Annotated in this window: 18 protein-coding genes, 1 tRNA gene and 1 pseudogene; 4 read left to right on the top strand and 16 right to left on the bottom strand. The window is 61.1% G+C overall.

The window, feature by feature from the left end; all coding sequences use genetic code 11:
* Positions 1-100: 100 nt before the first annotated feature.
* The 12 genes and pseudogenes from CAY53_RS07415 to tolQ form a co-directional block, all read right to left on the bottom strand.
* Complete coding sequence (locus tag CAY53_RS07415; protein WP_219842758.1) at positions 101-1,351, bottom strand: sodium ion-translocating decarboxylase subunit beta; 1,251 nt, start codon at positions 1,349-1,351, stop codon at positions 101-103.
* A gap of 113 nt (positions 1,352-1,464) precedes the next feature.
* On the bottom strand, positions 1,465-1,845 hold the full coding sequence (locus CAY53_RS13495; RefSeq protein ID WP_104936576.1) for a biotin/lipoyl-containing protein: 381 nt from the start codon (positions 1,843-1,845) through the stop codon (positions 1,465-1,467).
* Between the two features lie 94 nt (positions 1,846-1,939).
* Positions 1,940-2,227 carry an OadG family protein gene (locus CAY53_RS07405; protein ID WP_181040218.1) on the bottom strand — a complete coding sequence of 96 codons (288 nt, stop codon included), beginning with the start codon at positions 2,225-2,227 and terminating at the stop codon, positions 1,940-1,942.
* Between the two features lie 164 nt (positions 2,228-2,391).
* Positions 2,392-2,468, bottom strand: a tRNA-His gene (locus tag CAY53_RS07400).
* Positions 2,469-2,517: 49 nt separating this feature from the next.
* A complete protein-coding gene (locus CAY53_RS07395) occupies positions 2,518-3,177 on the bottom strand; it encodes a zinc ribbon domain-containing protein (protein ID WP_245874767.1) in 660 nt (219 codons plus the stop codon).
* 78 nt (positions 3,178-3,255) lie between these two features.
* Positions 3,256-3,513, bottom strand: a pseudogene (gene tnpA, locus CAY53_RS07390) (IS200/IS605 family transposase); the annotation flags it as partial.
* Positions 3,514-3,594: 81 nt separating this feature from the next.
* Positions 3,595-5,277 (bottom strand): prephenate dehydratase domain-containing protein, encoded by a 1,683-nt coding sequence (locus tag CAY53_RS07385; RefSeq protein WP_104936574.1) that lies wholly within the window; start codon positions 5,275-5,277, stop codon positions 3,595-3,597.
* A 523-nt stretch (positions 5,278-5,800) separates the two neighbouring features.
* Complete coding sequence (locus tag CAY53_RS07375) at positions 5,801-6,979, bottom strand: tetratricopeptide repeat protein (RefSeq protein ID WP_181040217.1); 1,179 nt, start codon at positions 6,977-6,979, stop codon at positions 5,801-5,803.
* 56 nt (positions 6,980-7,035) lie between these two features.
* The gene (locus tag CAY53_RS07370; RefSeq protein ID WP_104936571.1) at positions 7,036-8,325 is read right to left on the bottom strand and encodes a beta-propeller domain-containing protein; all 1,290 of its coding nucleotides are present in this window, start codon (positions 8,323-8,325) and stop codon (positions 7,036-7,038) included.
* A gap of 68 nt (positions 8,326-8,393) precedes the next feature.
* Positions 8,394-9,584 carry a cell envelope integrity protein TolA gene (gene tolA, locus CAY53_RS07365; RefSeq protein WP_181040216.1) on the bottom strand — a complete coding sequence of 397 codons (1,191 nt, stop codon included), beginning with the start codon at positions 9,582-9,584 and terminating at the stop codon, positions 8,394-8,396.
* 11 nt (positions 9,585-9,595) lie between these two features.
* Positions 9,596-10,018, bottom strand: coding sequence for an ExbD/TolR family protein (locus CAY53_RS07360; protein ID WP_104936569.1), 423 nt, complete (start codon positions 10,016-10,018; stop codon positions 9,596-9,598).
* A gap of 3 nt (positions 10,019-10,021) precedes the next feature.
* Positions 10,022-10,723 (bottom strand): protein TolQ, encoded by a 702-nt coding sequence (gene tolQ, locus CAY53_RS07355; RefSeq protein WP_245874766.1) that lies wholly within the window; start codon positions 10,721-10,723, stop codon positions 10,022-10,024.
* A gap of 200 nt (positions 10,724-10,923) precedes the next feature.
* Between tolQ and CAY53_RS07350 the strand changes: the two genes are divergently transcribed.
* A complete protein-coding gene (locus tag CAY53_RS07350) occupies positions 10,924-11,859 on the top strand; it encodes an NAD(P)/FAD-dependent oxidoreductase (protein ID WP_104936567.1) in 936 nt (311 codons plus the stop codon).
* Positions 11,860-11,861: 2 nt separating this feature from the next.
* Here CAY53_RS07350 and CAY53_RS07345 read toward each other — a convergent pair whose 3' ends face one another.
* From CAY53_RS07345 to CAY53_RS07335, 3 genes are read right to left on the bottom strand one after another with little or no spacing between them, the layout of a single operon-like run.
* Positions 11,862-12,410, bottom strand: a complete 549-nt coding sequence (locus CAY53_RS07345) for a dual-action ribosomal maturation protein DarP (protein ID WP_104936566.1) — start codon at positions 12,408-12,410, stop codon at positions 11,862-11,864.
* Positions 12,411-12,415: 5 nt separating this feature from the next.
* Positions 12,416-13,633 (bottom strand): bifunctional phosphopantothenoylcysteine decarboxylase/phosphopantothenate--cysteine ligase CoaBC, encoded by a 1,218-nt coding sequence (gene coaBC / locus CAY53_RS07340; protein WP_104936565.1) that lies wholly within the window; start codon positions 13,631-13,633, stop codon positions 12,416-12,418.
* Positions 13,634-13,643: 10 nt separating this feature from the next.
* A complete protein-coding gene (locus CAY53_RS07335; RefSeq protein WP_017865408.1) occupies positions 13,644-14,159 on the bottom strand; it encodes a hypothetical protein in 516 nt (171 codons plus the stop codon).
* A gap of 248 nt (positions 14,160-14,407) precedes the next feature.
* Between CAY53_RS07335 and CAY53_RS07330 the strand changes: the two genes are divergently transcribed.
* Genes CAY53_RS07330 through CAY53_RS07320 form a run of 3 tightly spaced genes read left to right on the top strand, consistent with a single transcriptional unit; the run spans position 14,408 to position 17,252 of the window.
* A complete protein-coding gene (locus CAY53_RS07330; RefSeq protein ID WP_245874765.1) occupies positions 14,408-15,235 on the top strand; it encodes a TatD family hydrolase in 828 nt (275 codons plus the stop codon).
* Positions 15,232-15,945, top strand: coding sequence for a YggS family pyridoxal phosphate-dependent enzyme (locus tag CAY53_RS07325; RefSeq protein ID WP_104936563.1), 714 nt, complete (start codon positions 15,232-15,234; stop codon positions 15,943-15,945). The genes CAY53_RS07330 and CAY53_RS07325 overlap by 4 nt, the downstream gene beginning before the upstream one ends.
* A complete protein-coding gene (locus CAY53_RS07320; RefSeq protein WP_104936562.1) occupies positions 15,942-17,252 on the top strand; it encodes a UDP-glucose dehydrogenase family protein in 1,311 nt (436 codons plus the stop codon). Before CAY53_RS07325 ends, CAY53_RS07320 begins: the two co-directional genes overlap by 4 nt.
* 71 nt (positions 17,253-17,323) lie before the next feature.
* Here the strand turns inward: CAY53_RS07320 and CAY53_RS07315 are convergent, their stop codons facing one another.
* Positions 17,324-17,620 carry a PxxKW family cysteine-rich protein gene (locus CAY53_RS07315; RefSeq protein WP_245874764.1) on the bottom strand — a complete coding sequence of 99 codons (297 nt, stop codon included), beginning with the start codon at positions 17,618-17,620 and terminating at the stop codon, positions 17,324-17,326.
* Positions 17,621-17,629: the final 9 nt, after the last annotated feature.

Raw genomic sequence — 17,629 nt, 5'->3', positions numbered from 1 at the left:
CCCAATTCCTCAAAAAACAGTTTCAAAAACCGGGCATCACCGGCCCGCGCGATCAGGCCGGAAAAACAGCCGGCGCCGCCTGGTCCCGGCCCAGCCTCGCTCAGCCGCCGATGTTCTTCAGCGTGAGCAGCACGCCGGCCGCTATTGCCGAGCCGATGACGCCAGCCACATTCGGCCCCATGGCGTGCATCATCAACATATTGGTCGGGTCCGCCCGCATGCCCTGTTCGTGACTGACCCGCGCCGCCATGGGCACTGCCGACACGCCCGCCGAGCCGATCAGGGGGTTGATTTTGGGGCCGGGCAAAAGATTCATCAGTTTGGCCATCAGCACGCCGGCAGCAGTGCCCAGGCTGAAGGCGATGACGCCCAACAGCAGAATGCCCAGGGTTTTCGGGGAGAGAAAGAGCGATGCGGTCATCTGCGCGCCCACGCCCAGGCCCAGGAAAATGGTCACGATGTTTAAGAGCGCATTCTGCGCCGTATCGGAGAGACGGCCGACCACTCCGCATTCCCGCATCAGATTGCCGAACATGAAAAAGCCGATCAGGGGCGCGGCAGAGGGAATCAACAGGGCGCACAGGCCCAGCACGACCAGCGGAAAGACGATCTTCTCCCGCTTGCCCACCGGCCTGAGCTGTTCCATGCGGATCCTGCGCTCCTTTTCCGTGGTCAGCAGGCGCATGATCGGCGGCTGAATGATGGGCACCAGGGCCATATAGGAATAGGCGGCCACCGCAATCGGGCCCAGAAGATGCGGGGCCAGTCGCGAGGTCAGAAAGATGGAGGTCGGCCCATCCGCGCCACCGATGATGCCGATGGAGGCAGCCTCCAGAAGGTCGAAGTGGATACCCGGCATGCAGTCGCTCAAAAGCAGGGCGCCGATCAGGGTGGCGAAGATGCCGAACTGGGCCGCACCGCCCAGAAAGGCGGTCTTCGGATTGGCCAGCATGGGGCCGAAGTCGGTCAGTGCCCCAATGCCCATGAAAATGATGAGCGGAAAGGCCCCGGACTTGATGCCGATGGCGTAAATCAGGCTGAGCATGCCGCCAATGAGACCGCCAAAGTGGAGGTCTGTTTCGCCGCCGGCCAGGGCCGTCAGCAGATGGAGGCTGGCCTGATCGTTCATACCGGCCATGGGGATATTGGTCAGAATGGTGCCAAAGCCGATGGGCAAGAGCAGCAGCGGCTCGTAGCGCCGGCCAATGGCCAGATAGACCAGGAGCAGCCCAACTCCCATCATGATCAAACGGCCCATGCCGTTGGTCCAGCCGCCTTCCTCCGGAAACAGAAAGGCCCACAGACCCGTTTTGGTGCAGAAGCTCTTGACCATCTCCCCAATGGGCGGCATGGCGCTCTGGCCTTCGGGCGTCGCCGCACAGGCCAGCCCCGCGCAGAGCAGGACAGCCGGCAACAGGCCCGGGAGCAGGAGGGCGAATCGTTTCATAGGTCTTGCCCTCGTCCTTAGAGGATATTGAGGAGGACCTGACCGGCCGCGACGTTGTCGCCTGTTTTGACCTCGATCGAGTCGATCACGCCGCTTTTGGTGGCGTAAATCGGCGACTCCATCTTCATGGCCTCGAGCATCAGAAGCGTGTCGCCCTCGTTGACCTCGTCGCCCACCTGCACGAGAATGCTGCACACCCGGCCGGGCATCATCGTGTTGACGGCCAAACGTTCCCGCTTCTGGGGACGGACAGCCTTGGGCGCCTCCGGAGCGGACTGCCGGGGCGCAGCCGCCGGGGCCTCCTTGCTCACCGCAGCCACGCAGCCGCTCTCGTCCTCCACACTGACCTGATAGGTAAAGCCATCCACTTCAATCTTGTACCGAGTTACCTTGCCCATGATTGCTTCCGCAAAAGTTCAGTTTGAAGGGTGCAGCGCTGCTGTCAGCCCAGCCTCCAAAACGGCCGGCAGCGCCAAAAGCGCCATGACTCTTTCAGGATGCCTGTCGCGCACGATGTGCTGCCACAGCGGCAGCCAGCACCGCCACCAGACGCCGGCGCTCCTCCGCATCCGGCGCATCCCGGGTTGCGGCGTGTGGCGACCGGGCCGCCGTCTGCCGTTTTTCTCCGGCCTGGGCGGAGCTCCCCTGCTGCTCCAGCTCCCGTGCAGTCGAAGCCCGCAGCAAGTGGGCCGAGAGGCTGATCGCCAGGATCATCACGGTCAGAAAGATGGCGACCACGGCCATGCCCAGCACCATCAACTTCAAGCCTTCAAAAACCATATGTCCTCCGCACACAGGAAACGAAGTTCTCCCCACGACAGAACGGTGCAGTTGCAGCCTACACGCAAAGCGCGTACTTGGCCACGAAAATTGCATCCCGCCGCCTGCCCGGCCAGAAGACAAAAAAAGCCCGCACCGTCAAGATGCGAGCTTTTTTGTCTGCATGGGGTGAGTGGAGGGGCTCGAACCCACGACCTCCGAGGCCACAACCCGGTGCTGCCACCTGCTGAGCTACACTCACCATATGAAGTTGCCTCTATACCCAATAGATGGCTTTTCCGCAAGCAGAATCAGGCGGCGAGTTCATGCTTGCAGTGCTTGCATACCCTGGCCCGGGCCTTGATGAGTTCGGCACAGTAGGGGCATTCCTTCAAGTAGTGATGCTCCAGCACGGCCTTCAGGGCCATGTTCACCTGAAGTTGCAGCGACCCGTCTCTGAAGCTGTGATTGCGCACCGGCTCCACGCAGTCGAGATCGTTCAGCTCGGCCAACAGGGATGCAGCCCGCTTGCGCTCGTCCAGGCGGGCCGCATCATCCAGCAGCACGGTCAGCACCGGGACCAGATTCCGCTCGGCCACGCAGGTATCCAACTGGCTCAGGGCTTCCTGCAGTTTTTGATACCGCTGGTCCTGGCGCCGCAGTTCGTCCACATCCACAATGCTGCCGGTAAAGGCATCCTTTCCGGCCACCATCATGGCATGATTCTCCCTGGAGCCGGGAAGTTCCATATACCGATAGGAACCCACATGGCCATACTGCTGGGCAATGAAATCCCAGCCCCCGGCGAACATCGGGCACTCGTCGTTCAGACAGATGAACAGATACTCCGAGCCCCAGCCCAGACCATCGCCCACATGAATGGACGGCGCATGGCACAGGCTCAGTGTCTGCCCACAGTGGGGACAGCTCCGTTTTTCCTCAAGATACCGCAACACATCTTCCAGCATCATCAATCCTCAGGTGATGGCAAGTGAATTCTCTACCGCCTAAAGGCGGTAGCTTCGAACCATTGCCGCCTGCAAGGCGGCTTACGGAGCCAGGGTAAAATCGTCATCGTGGGCTCGCTCCTCCAAGTCCTGCTCTGCAATATATTGCATGATGACATCGTCTGTGACATTGCCTGAACTGGCGGCAAAATATCCGCGACCCCACAGATGACGGCCCCAAAATTGCCCGGACAAACGTCGGTTTTCTGCAAGCAGCTTGCGTGAGGTTTTCCCTTTTATGCGGCCAACCAATTTACTCACAGAAATCTGTGGAGGAAGCGAAACAAACAGATGTACATGAAGTCTTCGCCTCAAGGCGAGGGATTTTCTCCCATTCCCAGAAAGAGACATTAAAGAGAGCCTTGCATGCAAAAACCCGAATCAGAGCATCCGGCTCAGCACGTCGTCAATGGCCCGGGCCTGCTGCATGCAGGTTTCCAGAAAATGCCCGTCAAAAGTATGGGTATTGGCATTGATCTGGTCGATCAGCGCCGGGATGGCAGAAGCATCGGCCAAGGCAATGACTTTGTTCAGATTCTTCACGAAATCCCGGGCGATTTTACTGCTGTCGCCCGCAGTGGCCATAATTTCGGCATAGGTGCGGGGGTTCTGCGAATGGACCCTGGCCATGGCAAGAATGGGATACAGGGAAGTCAGGGTGCAGTGGCTGGCAATATCCTCGCCGGCAATGCGGTTGTCGTGGAGCGACATGGCCAGGGCCACGGAGATAATGGTGGGCAGACGCTGGCCGATGCCCATCAGGAGATCGTGCCGCCTGGGCGTATCGTGGAAGATGCCAGCCCCGTGCTTGTACAGGAATGACTCGAATTCGCTGCACAAAATGCCGCTTTTGGCTGTTCGCACCACAATGGCGTTCTTGTCGCGCATGGTGGCGGCCCGGGGGCCCCAAAGATTATGGACCAGCATCACTTCGACATCCGCCCTGGTGCCTGCCAGCGCGGCCCTGAGGTTCTCTTCCGACTCGCCGGCAAGCAGGATCAGGGCCTTGCCCGAATCCAGGAGTGGGGCATACCTGCTCACCGTCGCCCTGGTGACCGAAATGGGAACGCACACTATCACCACATCGGCACGTGCGATCATCTCTTCCGGCCGGAGCTCGGTTTGGCGGCCGCTGAGCAGCACCTCGTAGCCTTCTCCCCTCAGCCGTTCGGCAAACCACCTGCTCATCGCGCCGGTGCCGATAAAGCCGATGGTCCTGATGTGCTTGGTGCGCATGTCCACGCGGGGAAAACTGCCCAGAAGCCGCATGGCCCCCTTCTGCTGGATGACCCGGTTCTCGATGTACTCGACAGCCGCGGCTATGCCGGGGTCCTGGATATGCCCCTCCACCTCCAGGTAGATGCGCAGTTTTTGCGTCTTGACGTCGTTTTCGGTGCGCAGGTCCTGAATACTGATGCCGCGCCGGGAGAACTCGCCCAGGATGTCCACCAGGACGCCTACCCGGTCGGCGAGCGGTTCGGTGGTGAAAACCGTGGCATCATAGCCGCTGGGCGCTGCAAGCGTGCGGCCCACCACGGCAAAGCGGGTGCGGTTATAGGGCGCGATTTCCCGTTCCAGAACGTGCAGGCCCATGCCACGCAAGCGCTCCTCGCTGTCCAGTACCGCCACGGACTGCCGTGCTTCCCGGCCAAAAGTGGCCAGTGCCGTCTGGACATCTGCCACAGTGATGACGGTGGCATGCGGCAAATGGCTCTCCAGATACTCTTCGCTCTGGCTGAGCGCATCCCTGGTGCCCAGCACGCTGCGCAGCTCCGCCGGCGGCTGGGACGGATCGAAAACGCCCAGAGAAATCTGCGAGTACAGCACCACATTGTCCACCCAGTAGCCCTGGGTGATGCGGTCAAAAAAGCGAAACTGCTGCTTCTGCTCCCCTTCCCGGGTGTTGTATACCGGAAACAGGGCAAAATCGACTGCACCGCTGGCAAAGATCGCGAGCAGGGAAGCCATGTCGGGGCAGGTACGGATGTCAGCGGTCGCAAGGAATTTCCGGGCTGCCTGCCAGGCGAGCGAAGCCTCGGTGCCGACAAGGGCAAGAGAACTCATGATCTATTTCTTTTGCTCAAAGCGGATAGTAGGTTACAGAAAATCGGGGATCAGGCCAGAGCCCGACGCACCGGTCATCAGCGCAGGTCCCGGTTTTTGCAAAAAGGCCTCCCCGCCTTCCCCGCGCAAGGGCCAATGGACTTGCAGGCTTTGCACCAGCAGCGCTTGACCACGAGCGCTCGCCCATCGCTGGTCGGGATTTCTGCTGCCGACCTGTGCCGTCGCCCGCCACACCCTGCGACCTTGAGCCAGCCCCCATTCCGCTCCGGAACAGGCAGCGGGCAATCGGCCGGCATCGATCGGAAAAGAGGAACCTTGCATGCGGGCCAGAGGCTCCTCCGGAGCCTGAAAGGGGATGAGGTCGCGGCCCCGACCAGGTATAAAAAATTCCCGGTTGCCTTTGGTGCCGGCAAGCGGGCAGAGAGTGGATTCAGCGCAGACAAGGCCGCGGGCTGCTGCAGGCCTCAGGGCAGATGTCGCGCCACCAGCAGGACATCCAGCCGTTGTTTCCTGCCCGCCAGGCTCACAGTTTGTTCAGGCGCTCCTGGGCCTGACTGGCTTCCGGGCTCTGTTTATAGTCGCTCAGCAGCTTGCGATAGATGATCTTCGCCGTTTCGTTGTCGGTCAATTTTTCAAAGGACATGCCCTGTTTGAGCAGGGCCTTGGAGGCCAGGGCGCTGGAGGCGTGATTGGAAATGACCTTCTGGTAGTCCAGGATAGCCAGATCGTACTCGCCCTGATTGAAGAGACTTTCTCCCATATGGTAGAGCGTGTCCGCTGCCTTGCTTCCGTTGGGGTTGGCGGCCAGCGCCTTTTCAAAGGACTTGTAGGCCTCCTTGTACTGCCTGCCATTGTACTGGCTCATGCCCCGCGAATACGGGTCGGAGGAAGAAGCTGCAGGAGCCGAAGCCGGCGTGCTGGCTGGCATGGCCACATTGGCTGTGCCGGGCGCTGCGCTGCCGCCGGGAGAGGCCGCCCTGGTCTGCGCCTGGGTCGCTGCAGGTGTGCTGGCCGCCCTTTGCGCGCCAGGCGGAGGTGCCGCTGCAGCGCCGGATCCGTTGCGGACAGCGACCTCATCGCCAGCCACTCTGGTTTTTCCCGAAGCCGTGGTGATCTGCACAGCCGCCGGATTCTGGGGAACCGCTGTTGAGCCCTGACTCCGCCCCTGCTCCGGAGCATGGCCGGGGCGCGTCGTTCCGGGTCTGGCCGCATCGTTGGCCCGCCGGCGGGCCTCTTCTGCCCGCTTCTGCGCTTCGGCGGCACGTTGTTCCGCAGCCGCCACCTTTTCCTGCTGCGCCTTGCTGGCCGAGTCGTGCATGCGTTGCAGTTGGCTTTCCAGGGCCGCAATCCTGGCGTTCAGCTCGGCAACCTTGCTGTCACTGGCCTGGCGGGAGGAATCCAGCGACGCCTGCATGCCCGCGATACTCTGCTTGACATCGGTCTGAAAGCGGGAGTTCTGGGCGATACTGTCCTCCATGTTGGAGCGCATCCGCTGGGTTTCGTCCTCGACCTCCCCCAGCTTGTTCACGGCGCTGGCCTGGCGACGCTCCATAGAGCCCATCTCTCCTGCCCTCAGCGCTTCAACCTTCTGGTTGACCGCGCGCACCTGATTCTGCAACCGATATATATCATCCTGAATCGTGCACTGGCAGAGGGGAAACAACAAGGCGATTGCATACGCCACCGAACGAATGTGTCCCATTTTCAGCATCCTCCTGTCTTTGGAATTCAGTCGCCCTGCGGATCTCGAGCATCCGCTCAGGGCAGGCGTGGCGACCACTGCGGAAAGGCCAGATTGCCGCGCATGTTCAGGAGCACACGCACTTCCTTGCCGTTTTTGTCCATAACGCAGATCTGCGAGCGGCCGCCGGCCTTGCGGGTTGCGGCCAGCAAACGGCCGTCCGGCGCCCAGGTCGGCATCTCGAAATCGCCGCCGCCGCTGGACACCTGCCGCACATTGCCGCCATTTCTGTCGCAGACAAAGACCTGATATCTGCCGCCGACCAGCCCGGTAAAGGCAATCTCATCGCCCTTGGGCGACCACGACGGCTCGCTGCACTCGCCGACGCTGGACTGCAGCAGCCGCACCTGCCGGCTGCCCAGATCCATGATATAGACCCGCGGATGCCCGCTCCGGGAGCGATCGGAGGAGAAGGCGATGCTCCGGCCGTCCGGCGATACCGAGGGCGAAACATTGATGCCGGAACGCTCGGTCAGCCGGCTCAAGATCTGCCCGCGCCGGTCCATCAGGTAAAGATCGGGATTGCCGCCTACACTCAGGGTCACAACCATATTGCCATCCGGTGTGAAGGCCGGCGCCAGATTCAGGCCGGGCCTCCTGGAAATGGAGGTGGTCTGGGCATTCTGCCGGAGATCGGTCAGGTACAGATCCTGATTGCCGCGATGATAGCTGGTGTAGGCCAGGGTGTTGCCATCCGGAGAGAAGCGGGGAGAAACGGCCAGGGCCTTGTGCCGCGTGATCTGGCGGGGATGATGCCCCAGGACATCACTGACATAGACTTCCTTGCGCCCCGTGCCGTCGGAGACATAGGCCATGCGCGTACGGGCCACGCCAGGCTCGCCGGTCATGTCTTCAATCAGGGCGTCGCACAGCCTGAGCGACATGTCCTCGATTTGAGCGGACGCGCCCCGGTAAACCCGGCCTGGCAGGGTGCGGTTGCCCGCCACGTCCAGGATCTGGCCGCCCACTGCCAGTCCGCCGGGGCTGCCGTTCACATCGCCCAGCACGACATAATCGACGCCCAGGGACTTCCAGTCCGCGTCCCTGCGGCCGCCGTAGGAGCCAAAGTCGAGGACGTCCAGCATGCTGTAGAGTTCAAAGCCCTCGGTGACCAGCTTGGCCGCCGTGATGCCGGCATTGCCCTGGGACGCCGCCGAGCCGGCGAAGGCCGGCACAGCCACCACAATTTTGCGGGTCGCCGTGGCACTGATGTCAATATACTGTTCTTCCTCGGCCAGTACAGCGGATCCATTCAGCAATACCAGCGCCAGGGCCAACAACACTACTCCCAAAATTTTGCGTCGCATCGGTCTGTTCCTGAAAAAAGTAAGCAAGAAACGGGCATCACAGGTTTACGATAATACCCTGTATTCGATCAATTGCCAACACCGGCCGGTCTGAAACGAAAGCCATTGTGCACGCTGCCCTGCCGCATGGCCGCAGGAAAGCGCGGCATGGGTTCGGCCTGCCGGATGGTGCGTTCCACCAACTGGTCAAAGAGCGGATCGTTCGAACGGCCGTCAAAGGCGATGCGGCTCACCTGCCCATCGCTGTTGATGGTAATGGAGACCTTGGCCAGCAGAGAGGCGTCCCAGTTCCGCCCTTCCGGCAGCTTCCAGTAACTTCTGAGGCGTGCCGCCACCTGTGCCCAATACTGGGCCTCGATGGCCGGCATGCCCTCCTGTCGGCCGGTGGCGGCCTGGGGAGCACCCTGAAAGGCCCCGGTATTCCGGCGCACCGCGTCCTGCATGCTGGCCAGTTCCTCGCGGGCGCGTTTGGCATCGGCCTCGGCCTGCTGCGCATCCGCCTCGGCGCGCCGGGCATTTTCGGCGGCCTGTCGCCGCGCCTCTTCCTGCATACGACGATCGGCCACACGCTTCCGCTCCGCTACCTTTTCCGCCAGCCTGCGGGCAGCCTCTTCCCGAATCTTCTGCTCTTCCTCCCGCTGCCGCTGGCGCTGCTCCAGTTTTTTCTGGCGCAGTTCTATTTCCTTCGCAAGCTTTTTCTCATCTTCAAGCCGGGTCTCCCGGTCGCGCTCTTCCTGCAATCGGGTATCCTTGGCCAGCTGCTGCTTGCGCTGAGGAGCAAGGGAAACCGGCGCCTTTTCCGCTGCCTTTGTTTCAGGCTCTGTCCTGGGGCTTGGTTTGGGGGCAGGCGCAGGTTTTGCCGGCGCAGGCTCCGGTCTGTCCATCGGCTTGGGTGGCGGCGGAGCCGCTTCCGGCTCCGGTTTCGGTCGCACCGGACTGGGCGCTTCCGCACTCTTCTCCGGCCTTGCTTCCTTTTGGCTCTTTGCCTTGTCCAGACCGCTCTTTTCCCGGGTCGAGGGCCGGGGCGCCGCGGACATTTCGCCAACCTTGGGCATGATATCCGCGCTTGGGGGCGCTACGCTGACAATCACCGCCTCCTCGACCGGCAGTTTGGCCTCAAACAGGGGTGACATAAAGAGTATGGCCCCGGCCAGGGCGGCATGCAGAAAAAAGGCCAGCGCCAGGCAGGCACGCCACTGCTGGTCTTCCATCTTCTGAATGCAAAAGAAGTCTTCTTCGCTAAAACGGGATCCAGCCAAGGGAACCATCCTTACTTCGTGTCCTCTTTCGGCAGGGTCACCATGCTGGGCTTTTCGAAACCGGCACGGTGAATCATGCCCAAAGCGGACATGACCTCGCCGTAAGGAACGTGTTTGTCGGCATGCAGATAGATGGGTTGCTTCTTCTGCTCATCCGGCATGGCCTGCAGCTCGTCATACAGGGCTGAATCTGTCAACTGCTCCTTACGCAGGTAGAGTGTGCCGTCCTTTTTGATGGTGACCACGAGCGGCGTCTTCGTCTGGGGCAGAGGGCTCGTCGTTGCTTCGGGAAGGGCCACCTCCAGCCCCTCTGTCATCATGGGCGCGGCCACCATGAAGACAATCAGCAAAACCAGCATGACGTCAACAAGCGGCGTCACGTTGATGTCGCCCATGGCTCCATGCCGCCTGCCCTGTCGTCTTCCAGTCGCCATGGCTCAGGACCTGGCCAGAATGTCGCGCTCGATCAGGTTGATGAAATCGGTACTGAAGCTCTCCATGTCCGATTCCACCTCGACCACGCGGCTGGAAAAATAGTTGTAGAACATGACCGCAGGAATGGCCACCGCCAGCCCGGCGGCAGTGGCGACCAGGGCTTCCGAGATGCCGGGCGCGACGACCGCCAGGGACGCCGAACCGCGTTCGCCTATTTCCTTGAAGGATGTCATGATGCCCCACACCGTGCCGAAGAGGCCGATGAAGGGCGTAGCGCTGCCGGCCGTAGCCAGAAAGGTGAGAAAGCGCGCCATGCGGTCGCTTTCCAGAAACTGGGCCTTGCGCACCGAACGTTTGATGTTGTCCATGGTGGCAAGCTGCATCTCCAGCGTCTGCGGGGCCCGGGCGCTGCCATGCACGGCACTGATCTTCTTCAGTTCGTTGTAGCCGGTGACAAAAACCGTAGCCTCGGGGCTCAGCGGGAAATCCCGGGCGGCATCGTAGGCTTCGTTGAAGGTCTTGCTGTCCCAAAAGGTATCCAGAAACTCGAGCGAGGCGTTTCTGGCACGATGAAACATGATCCATTTGGTCAGCACGATGGCCCAGGAGGCCACGGAGAAAATCAGGAGGCACAGCATGACCAGTTTGACTACGACTCCGGCATGCGCCATCATTTCAAAAATCGAGAGCGTTGATGGTGTCACTTCACAGCCTTTTTGCGTTGAATGTTGATGCAAAGTAGCATAAAACGGGCAGGTCGCCAGTTGCCGCCCAAAATACGGGAAGCGCGGCTCTGGTGTCAACCAAAGCTTGACATAGTACCTGATAATAAAAAATCTGTCGATCCAGATTTACCGATACCGCAAACACGAAGACAGCGCTTTTCTTTTTTCCAGGGCCAGGCATGACTCAGAAAACCCAGTACGACATTGTGATCATAGGCGCCGGCCCGGCCGGCATCCAGGCAGCCATCCACGCCTCCCGCAAGCAGACCCGCGTGCTTGTTTTGGGGCGTCTGGCCAATTCGGCCCTTTTTAAGGGCCATATCGAAAACTACGCCTTTGTAGGCAAGGTGACCCCGGGCCGTGAACTGCTGGAACAGGGCCTTGCCCAGATCAACAGCTTTGGGGCGGAACACCTGGCAGAAGACCTGCTGCAACTGTCCCGGGACGGGGAACAGTTCGTGCTCGATCTGGAAAGCGGCCTCGAAATCCGGACGCAGGCGCTCGTTCTGGCCATGGGCACTGCCAAAAAAAAGCTGGGCGTACCCGGCGAGAAGGAATTTCTGGGCCAGGGCGTCAGCTACTGTGTGGACTGTGACGCCAATTTCTTCAGAAAGGCCACGGTCTGCGTGACCGGAGACCGGAGCGCTGCGGTGGACGGCGCGCTGACCCTGCAAAAAATCGCGGCCAGGGTGTATCTGGTCACGGACAAACTGGAAATTGCGCCCAGCCTGAAACGCCTGCTTGACGCCAGCGCTGTGGAGCAAATAAACGGCAAAATCACGCTCATTCAAGGCGAAAAGGGGCGAGGGCTGCAGCAGGTGGAACTGGCGGACGGGCGGAAGCTTGTGGTGGACGGACTTTTTATCGAACTGGGATCCAAAGGCGCACTGGAGCTGGCCACCCAAATCGGCGTGGCGCTCGACACCGACACCATGCAGTACATTGCGGTCAACCGGCAGCAGGAAACGAACATTGCAGGCGTCTACGCGGCGGGCGACATCACCGGCCCGCCTTTCCAGATGGCCAAGGCAGTCGGCGAGGGCTGCGTGGCCGGCATGGCGGCTGCCACCTATGTGCGGGACCTGCAGAGAAAAGCGGCAGTGCAGAAGGCCTGAGCCTAGGACGGCATCCTGTCGGCAGCAGCCCGTTCCTTTGCCGCAAAGGCTGCCTTGAAGGTGCGGAAAATTTCCCGACTGTAGCGGGGGTCGCGGGTGGCGGCGAAGCGGCCGGCCAGAAGCAGCAGGGCGCGGCTGTCCAGCTCCGGCAGAGTGGCCTGCAACTCGCCCAGCACCTGGCTGGACCAGGTCTCGCCCGGATTGCCTTGGCCATTTTCGGCGGCCAGGGCCAGTGCCTCGGTGATCAGGGCGTCGCGGCAGCTTTCAATCTGGTGCAGATTGTGGGCCTCGGCCGCTGCCCGGCCCTGATGCTGTGCAAGAAAGCGGGCCAACGCCTCCTCCTGCCCACTGGCAGCCAGCAGTTTGCTCACATACTTCATCTGCCTCTGCCGCGCCCCGCCCTTCATGCCAGCGGCAGCGCGGATCTGATGGGCCAGTTCTTCAGAACAGGGCATGGCGGCATGCAGGTTGGCGGGCAGGGCCGCCAGTCCAGCGGCCAGCCGTTCCACCTGCCGCCTCTGCCGTTTTTGCGCGGACCGGCTGAGTGCCATGGCCGTCAGTCCGCCACCGCGTCCTGTGCATCCAGCAAAGCGCGCACGGCATCCCAAATCCGGTCAGCGGTGTCTTCCTTGCTGAGCAGTGGCATTTCCTGCCGGCCATTTTTGCCGATCAGGGTCACCTGATTGGTGTCCACGGCAAAGCCGCTTTGCCCGTCCAGAACATCGTTCACCACGATCAGATCCAGATTCTTTTCCCTGAGCTTGCGCTCGCCCTCCTGATAATGCGCCTGACTCTCAGCGGCGAAACCCACCAGCAACTGCCGGGGCTCCTTGCGCGCGCCCAGCTCCCGCAAAATGTCGACAGTGGCGCTCAGCGGCAGGGACAGCTCCTCGCCACTCTTCTTTATTTTGTGTTCGGCAGGCGCCGCCACCGTGAAATCCGCCACCGCGGCCGCCTTGACAAGCACCCGGCTCTGGGGGGCGCGGGCAAAAACCGCTTCGGCCATCTCGTGCGCGCTCTGCACCCGAATGACCTCCACACCCGGGGGGGCGGGCAAGGCCACCGGCCCTGTCACCAGGGTCACCGCCGCGCCGCGCCTCATGGCCGTGCGGGCCAGGGCAAAACCCATCTTGCCGCTGGAGCGGTTGCTGAGATAACGTACCGGATCAATGGCCTCCCGGGTCGGTCCAGCGGTCACCAGAATTTTCAGGCCGCGCAGGTCCTGAGCGGCAAAAATGCGGAGCAGTGCTTCCCGGGCGTCTGCCCAGTCCGCCAAGCGGCCTTCGCCCACCTCGCCGCAGGCCAGCTCGCCACTGCCCGGTTCCAGGACCAGGTAGCCGTATTGCCGCAAACGGCGCAGATTCGCCTGGGTCGCCGGATGGCGGTACATGTTCACGTTCATGGCCGGGCAAAGCAAAACCGGAATTCTGGCCGCCAGCACGGCAGCGGTCAGGAGATTGTCAGCCATGCCGGTGGCCAGCTTGGCAATGGTCTGGGCGCTGGCCGGCGCAATCAGGAAGACATCCGCTTCGCGCGAAAGCGAAATATGCATTATCGGGTCTTCCCCGGCTCCGGCAAACAGGTCGCGCTGCACCGGCGCACCCGAGAGAGTGGCGAAGCTCAGCGGCGTGACAAAGCGCTCCGCTGCCTCGGTCAGGATGACCTGCACCAGCGCCTCTTCCTGCACCAGCGCACGCACCCATTCCGCAGCCTTGTAGGCTGCAATGGACCCGGTGACGCCAAAAAGGACGCGCTTGCCCTGCAAAGCGGGCATCGATATGACCTTACTGCGGGATCGCTTCCCCAAAGGGATTGACATTGCCGGAGGCGGCGTTGTCAATGGCAATGTAGAGTTTGACTTCCGATCTTTTGAGCCAGGATTCGCTGATGATGACCATGCAGGTTTTGTTGGGTTTGACAAAGGCCAGCATGGTGTCCTTGGCCGCGGTTTCGCCCACCATGCGCCACTGGTTGTCCCGCATGGCGGCCACCATATAATCCCTGAGGGAAGTCATGCTGGCATTGCCGGTATAGGTCAGAACGCCTCCACGGAAGGACTCGGTGGTAATGGCCATGGAGTCGCCACGTTGCCATTTGAGTTCGGACGGGATCGGGATATCGTTGATATCGTTTGCAAAACTGTTCACCTGGGGCAAAGCGCCGCCCTCGAGGCCGGCACCTTCCATACTGCCCGCGACCGTATTGGGACCCTGCCGGTAGCCACGGGTGCAGGCCGTTGCGGTGAGCAGGATGCAGGCCAGGGTCAGGCACAGCAGGAAGCCGAGGTTTTTTCTGTTCATGGTTGCTCCTCATGGATAAAAGTCAAAGTCGATTGGCGGCGGAGTGCTCCCCTGACAACAAAGCGCTTGCAGAACACAAGAGGGGCAAGGTACAGTGGGCAGCCTTATACAAAAGGAGAAATACCCTGCGATCCTCGTGGACTCTGCGCTGTTGTTCTACCGCGCATCTGGCGGCAGGATTGTAAAAAAAACCCACTCCGATGTCAAATCTTTCCATCAGGGCCGGCGGGGAACCCGACCAAGCGTTCATGAACATCGAGCCGACCACGCAGACAGCCGCAGCCCTGCCGTTCACCCTGATCGACAGCCACTGCCATCTGCACGCGGAAGAGTATCAGGGCGTAGTGCCCCAAATTCTGGCCAACGCAGCTCAGGCCGGAGTGCGCCAGATCGTGACCCTGGGCACTGATTGCACTTCCTCAGCAGCAGCCGTGGCTCTGGCCGCGGCATATCGGCCCGTGTTTGCCTGCGTGGGCGTGCATCCGGAGGAAGCGGCCGGCTTTGACGAGGGCGTGCTGGCCTGCATTGCGGAACTGGCCCGGAAAGAAAAAGTCGTGGCCATAGGCGAGATCGGGCTTGACTACGTGTGTTCCGGGATCACGGCTGCAGAGCAGCAAAGGGTGTTCTCGCGCCAACTGGCGCTGGCAAAGGAATTGAACCTGCCGGTCGTGATTCATGACCGCAACGCACACGGGGATATCGCAGCCTGTATCCGAAAGGCTGGTCATCTGCCCCGGGGCGGTGTCATGCACTGCTTTTCAGGCGATCTGCGTTTGGCGCAGGAGATGGCGGAGCGCGGCTTCATGATCGCTTTTTCCGGCGTGCTCACCTTCAAAAACGCCGCCCTCCTCCGCGAGGTGGCGCGGGCCCTGGATCTGTCTCACCTCATGCTGGAAACGGACAGTCCCTATCTGACACCCGTGCCGTATCGCGGCAAACGTAACGAACCGGCCCGTCTGGTGCATACCGCCCGGATGCTGGCCGACCTGAAAGGCCTGCCGCTTGCCGAGGTGGCCCGGCGAACAACGGCCAATACCTGCAAAATTTTTCACCTTCCCGAGGCTGCGCTGTCGTGACACCCATTTGTGAGAGGATCCGCCAGATTTCAGAGCATATCGCCGCTGTCGCCCAGCGTGCCGGCCGTGAACCCGGCCTCGTCAGGCTGATGGCGGTCAGCAAAACTGTGCCGCCCGAGCTCGTCAGGGCGGCCATGGACTGCGGACAGACGCTGTTCGGCGAAAACTATCTGCAGGAGGCCCAGGAAAAAATTCCCCGGTTGGGCCACGGGGCAAGCTGGCACTTCATCGGGCACCTGCAGAGCAATAAATGCCGGGACATTGCAGCCCTGTTCGACACGGTGGAAAGCGTGGACCGGCTCAAGCCGGCACGCCGGCTCGACGAGGCTGCTGCTGCGCTCGGCCGGGGACTCAACATTCTTGTGCAGGTCAACATCGGCGAAGAGCCGCAAAAGGCGGGCGTGATGCCACAGGAAACCGGTATGCTGCTTGAGGCGATAAGGAGTGCCTGCCCGCACCTGCACTGTCTGGGGCTCATGGCCCTGCCGCCCCATTTCGACGATCCCGAGGCAAGCCGTCCCTATTTCCGGATGCTCAGGGAGATGGGCAAAGAGTATGCACAACGGGAACTTTTCTCGAACAATCAACAGGTTGAACTCTCGATGGGCATGTCGGGCGATTACGAGGCTGCCATTGAAGAAGGGGCGACCATAGTGCGGGTCGGCACGGCTATTTTCGGCGCCCGTCCGCCCAAAGGAGCGGAACGATGAATATTGCCATGATAGGCACCGGCTACGTCGGCCTGGTGACAGGCACCTGCTTTGCCGAATTCGGTCACACGGTCAGCTGCATTGACAAGAACGCTGAAAAAATTACAGCCCTGCAAAACGGCGAGATGCCCATTTACGAACCAGGACTTGATGTCATGGTGCGGCACAATGTGCAGGAAGGCCGATTGTCTTTCACCACCGAAATGGCCCAGGCCATTCCGGAAGCTGATGCCGTTTTTATCGCGGTGGGCACGCCCACATCCCGCCGTGGGGACGGCTATGCCGACCTCACCTATATCCATGCGGCGGCCAGGGAGCTGGCGCCTTTTCTCCAGGGCTATACCGTGGTGGTGGACAAGAGCACCGTGCCAATCGGCACAGCCCGGCAGGTGGAACGCATCATCCGTGAAACCAGGCCCGACGCCGATTTCGATATGGCTTCCAATCCGGAATTTCTGCGGGAAGGCGCGGCATTGGGCGACTTCATGCGCCCGGACCGGGTGGTCATCGGGGTCGAATCCCCACAGGCGGAGCAGGTGCTTCGGGCGATCTACAAGCCGCTTTTTTTGCGCGACACGCCCATCGTGAGCACCGGCATCGAAACCGCGGAGCTGACCAAGTATGCCGCCAATGCCTTTCTTGCGGTCAAGATCAGCTATATCAACGAAATAGCCAATGTTTGCGAAGCAGTGGGCGCCAACGTGAGCGATCTGGCCAAGGCCATTGGCATGGACGGCCGTATTGGCAACAAATTTCTCCATCCAGGCCCTGGATACGGCGGTTCCTGTTTCCCCAAGGATACGCTGGCCCTGATGCGTATCGTACAGGAATACGGTGAAAACGTGCGCATCGTGTCAGCCGCCGTGGAGGTCAATGCGGCGCAAAAGGCCCGCATGGTGAAAAAGATTCGGGAGATGCTGGGTGGCTCGGAAACAGGAAAAAGCATTGCCATCCTGGGTCTGACCTTCAAGCCCGAAACGGATGACATGCGCGATGCGCCGGCTTTGACCATCCTGCCGGCCCTTCTGGAAAAGGGTGCGCTGCTGCGCGTCCATGACCCGCAGGGCATGCCGGAAGCCCGGAAGATGCTGCCGGAAGGCATCACGTACGTCGGCTCGGCCTACGAAGCGGTCCAGGATGCCGATTGCGTGGTCCTGATGACCGAGTGGAACCAGTACCGGGCACTGGATCTTGGGAAGCTGCGCCGCCTGATGCGCCAGCCAATTTTTATCGATTTGCGCAACGTCTATGACCCGGAGACATTGCGCCGCCTTGGTTTTGCCTACACAGGGGTCGGCAGGAAATGAAAAAGCGCTCAGGAGCCGGGGGCTCCTGAGCGCTTGGCCTGCAATGCGGGCTGCGCGTAAACCCGATTTGCCTACTTGCGCTTGGACGCGCGTTTTGCGGCTTTCAGAGGGTTGATGCGAGCAGTGACCGCTGCCACTTCCGGCTTGGCATGGGTGGCGAAATTGCACATCCCAAGCCGCCACTTGGCCGCCGGATTGGCATAGCTGCTGCAGTATTTGCCTGCCTCGTGAGCCACGACGCGATCGCAGCCCTCACACTGCTCGACAATGGTCAGGAAAAGTCCCTGTTCAAATTTTGCCGCCATATCGCTTGCCATAATGTCAGCTCCTGAAAAAAATAAATCTTTTTCTTGAATCAAAAAAAGCATTTGCCTACA

It is taken from the genome of Desulfobulbus oralis (assembly GCF_002952055.1).
Taxonomy (GTDB): domain Bacteria; phylum Desulfobacterota; class Desulfobulbia; order Desulfobulbales; family Desulfobulbaceae; genus Desulfobulbus; species Desulfobulbus oralis.
Note: the sequence above shows the minus strand (reverse complement) of the source record. Positions and strands in the feature narration are given on the sequence as shown.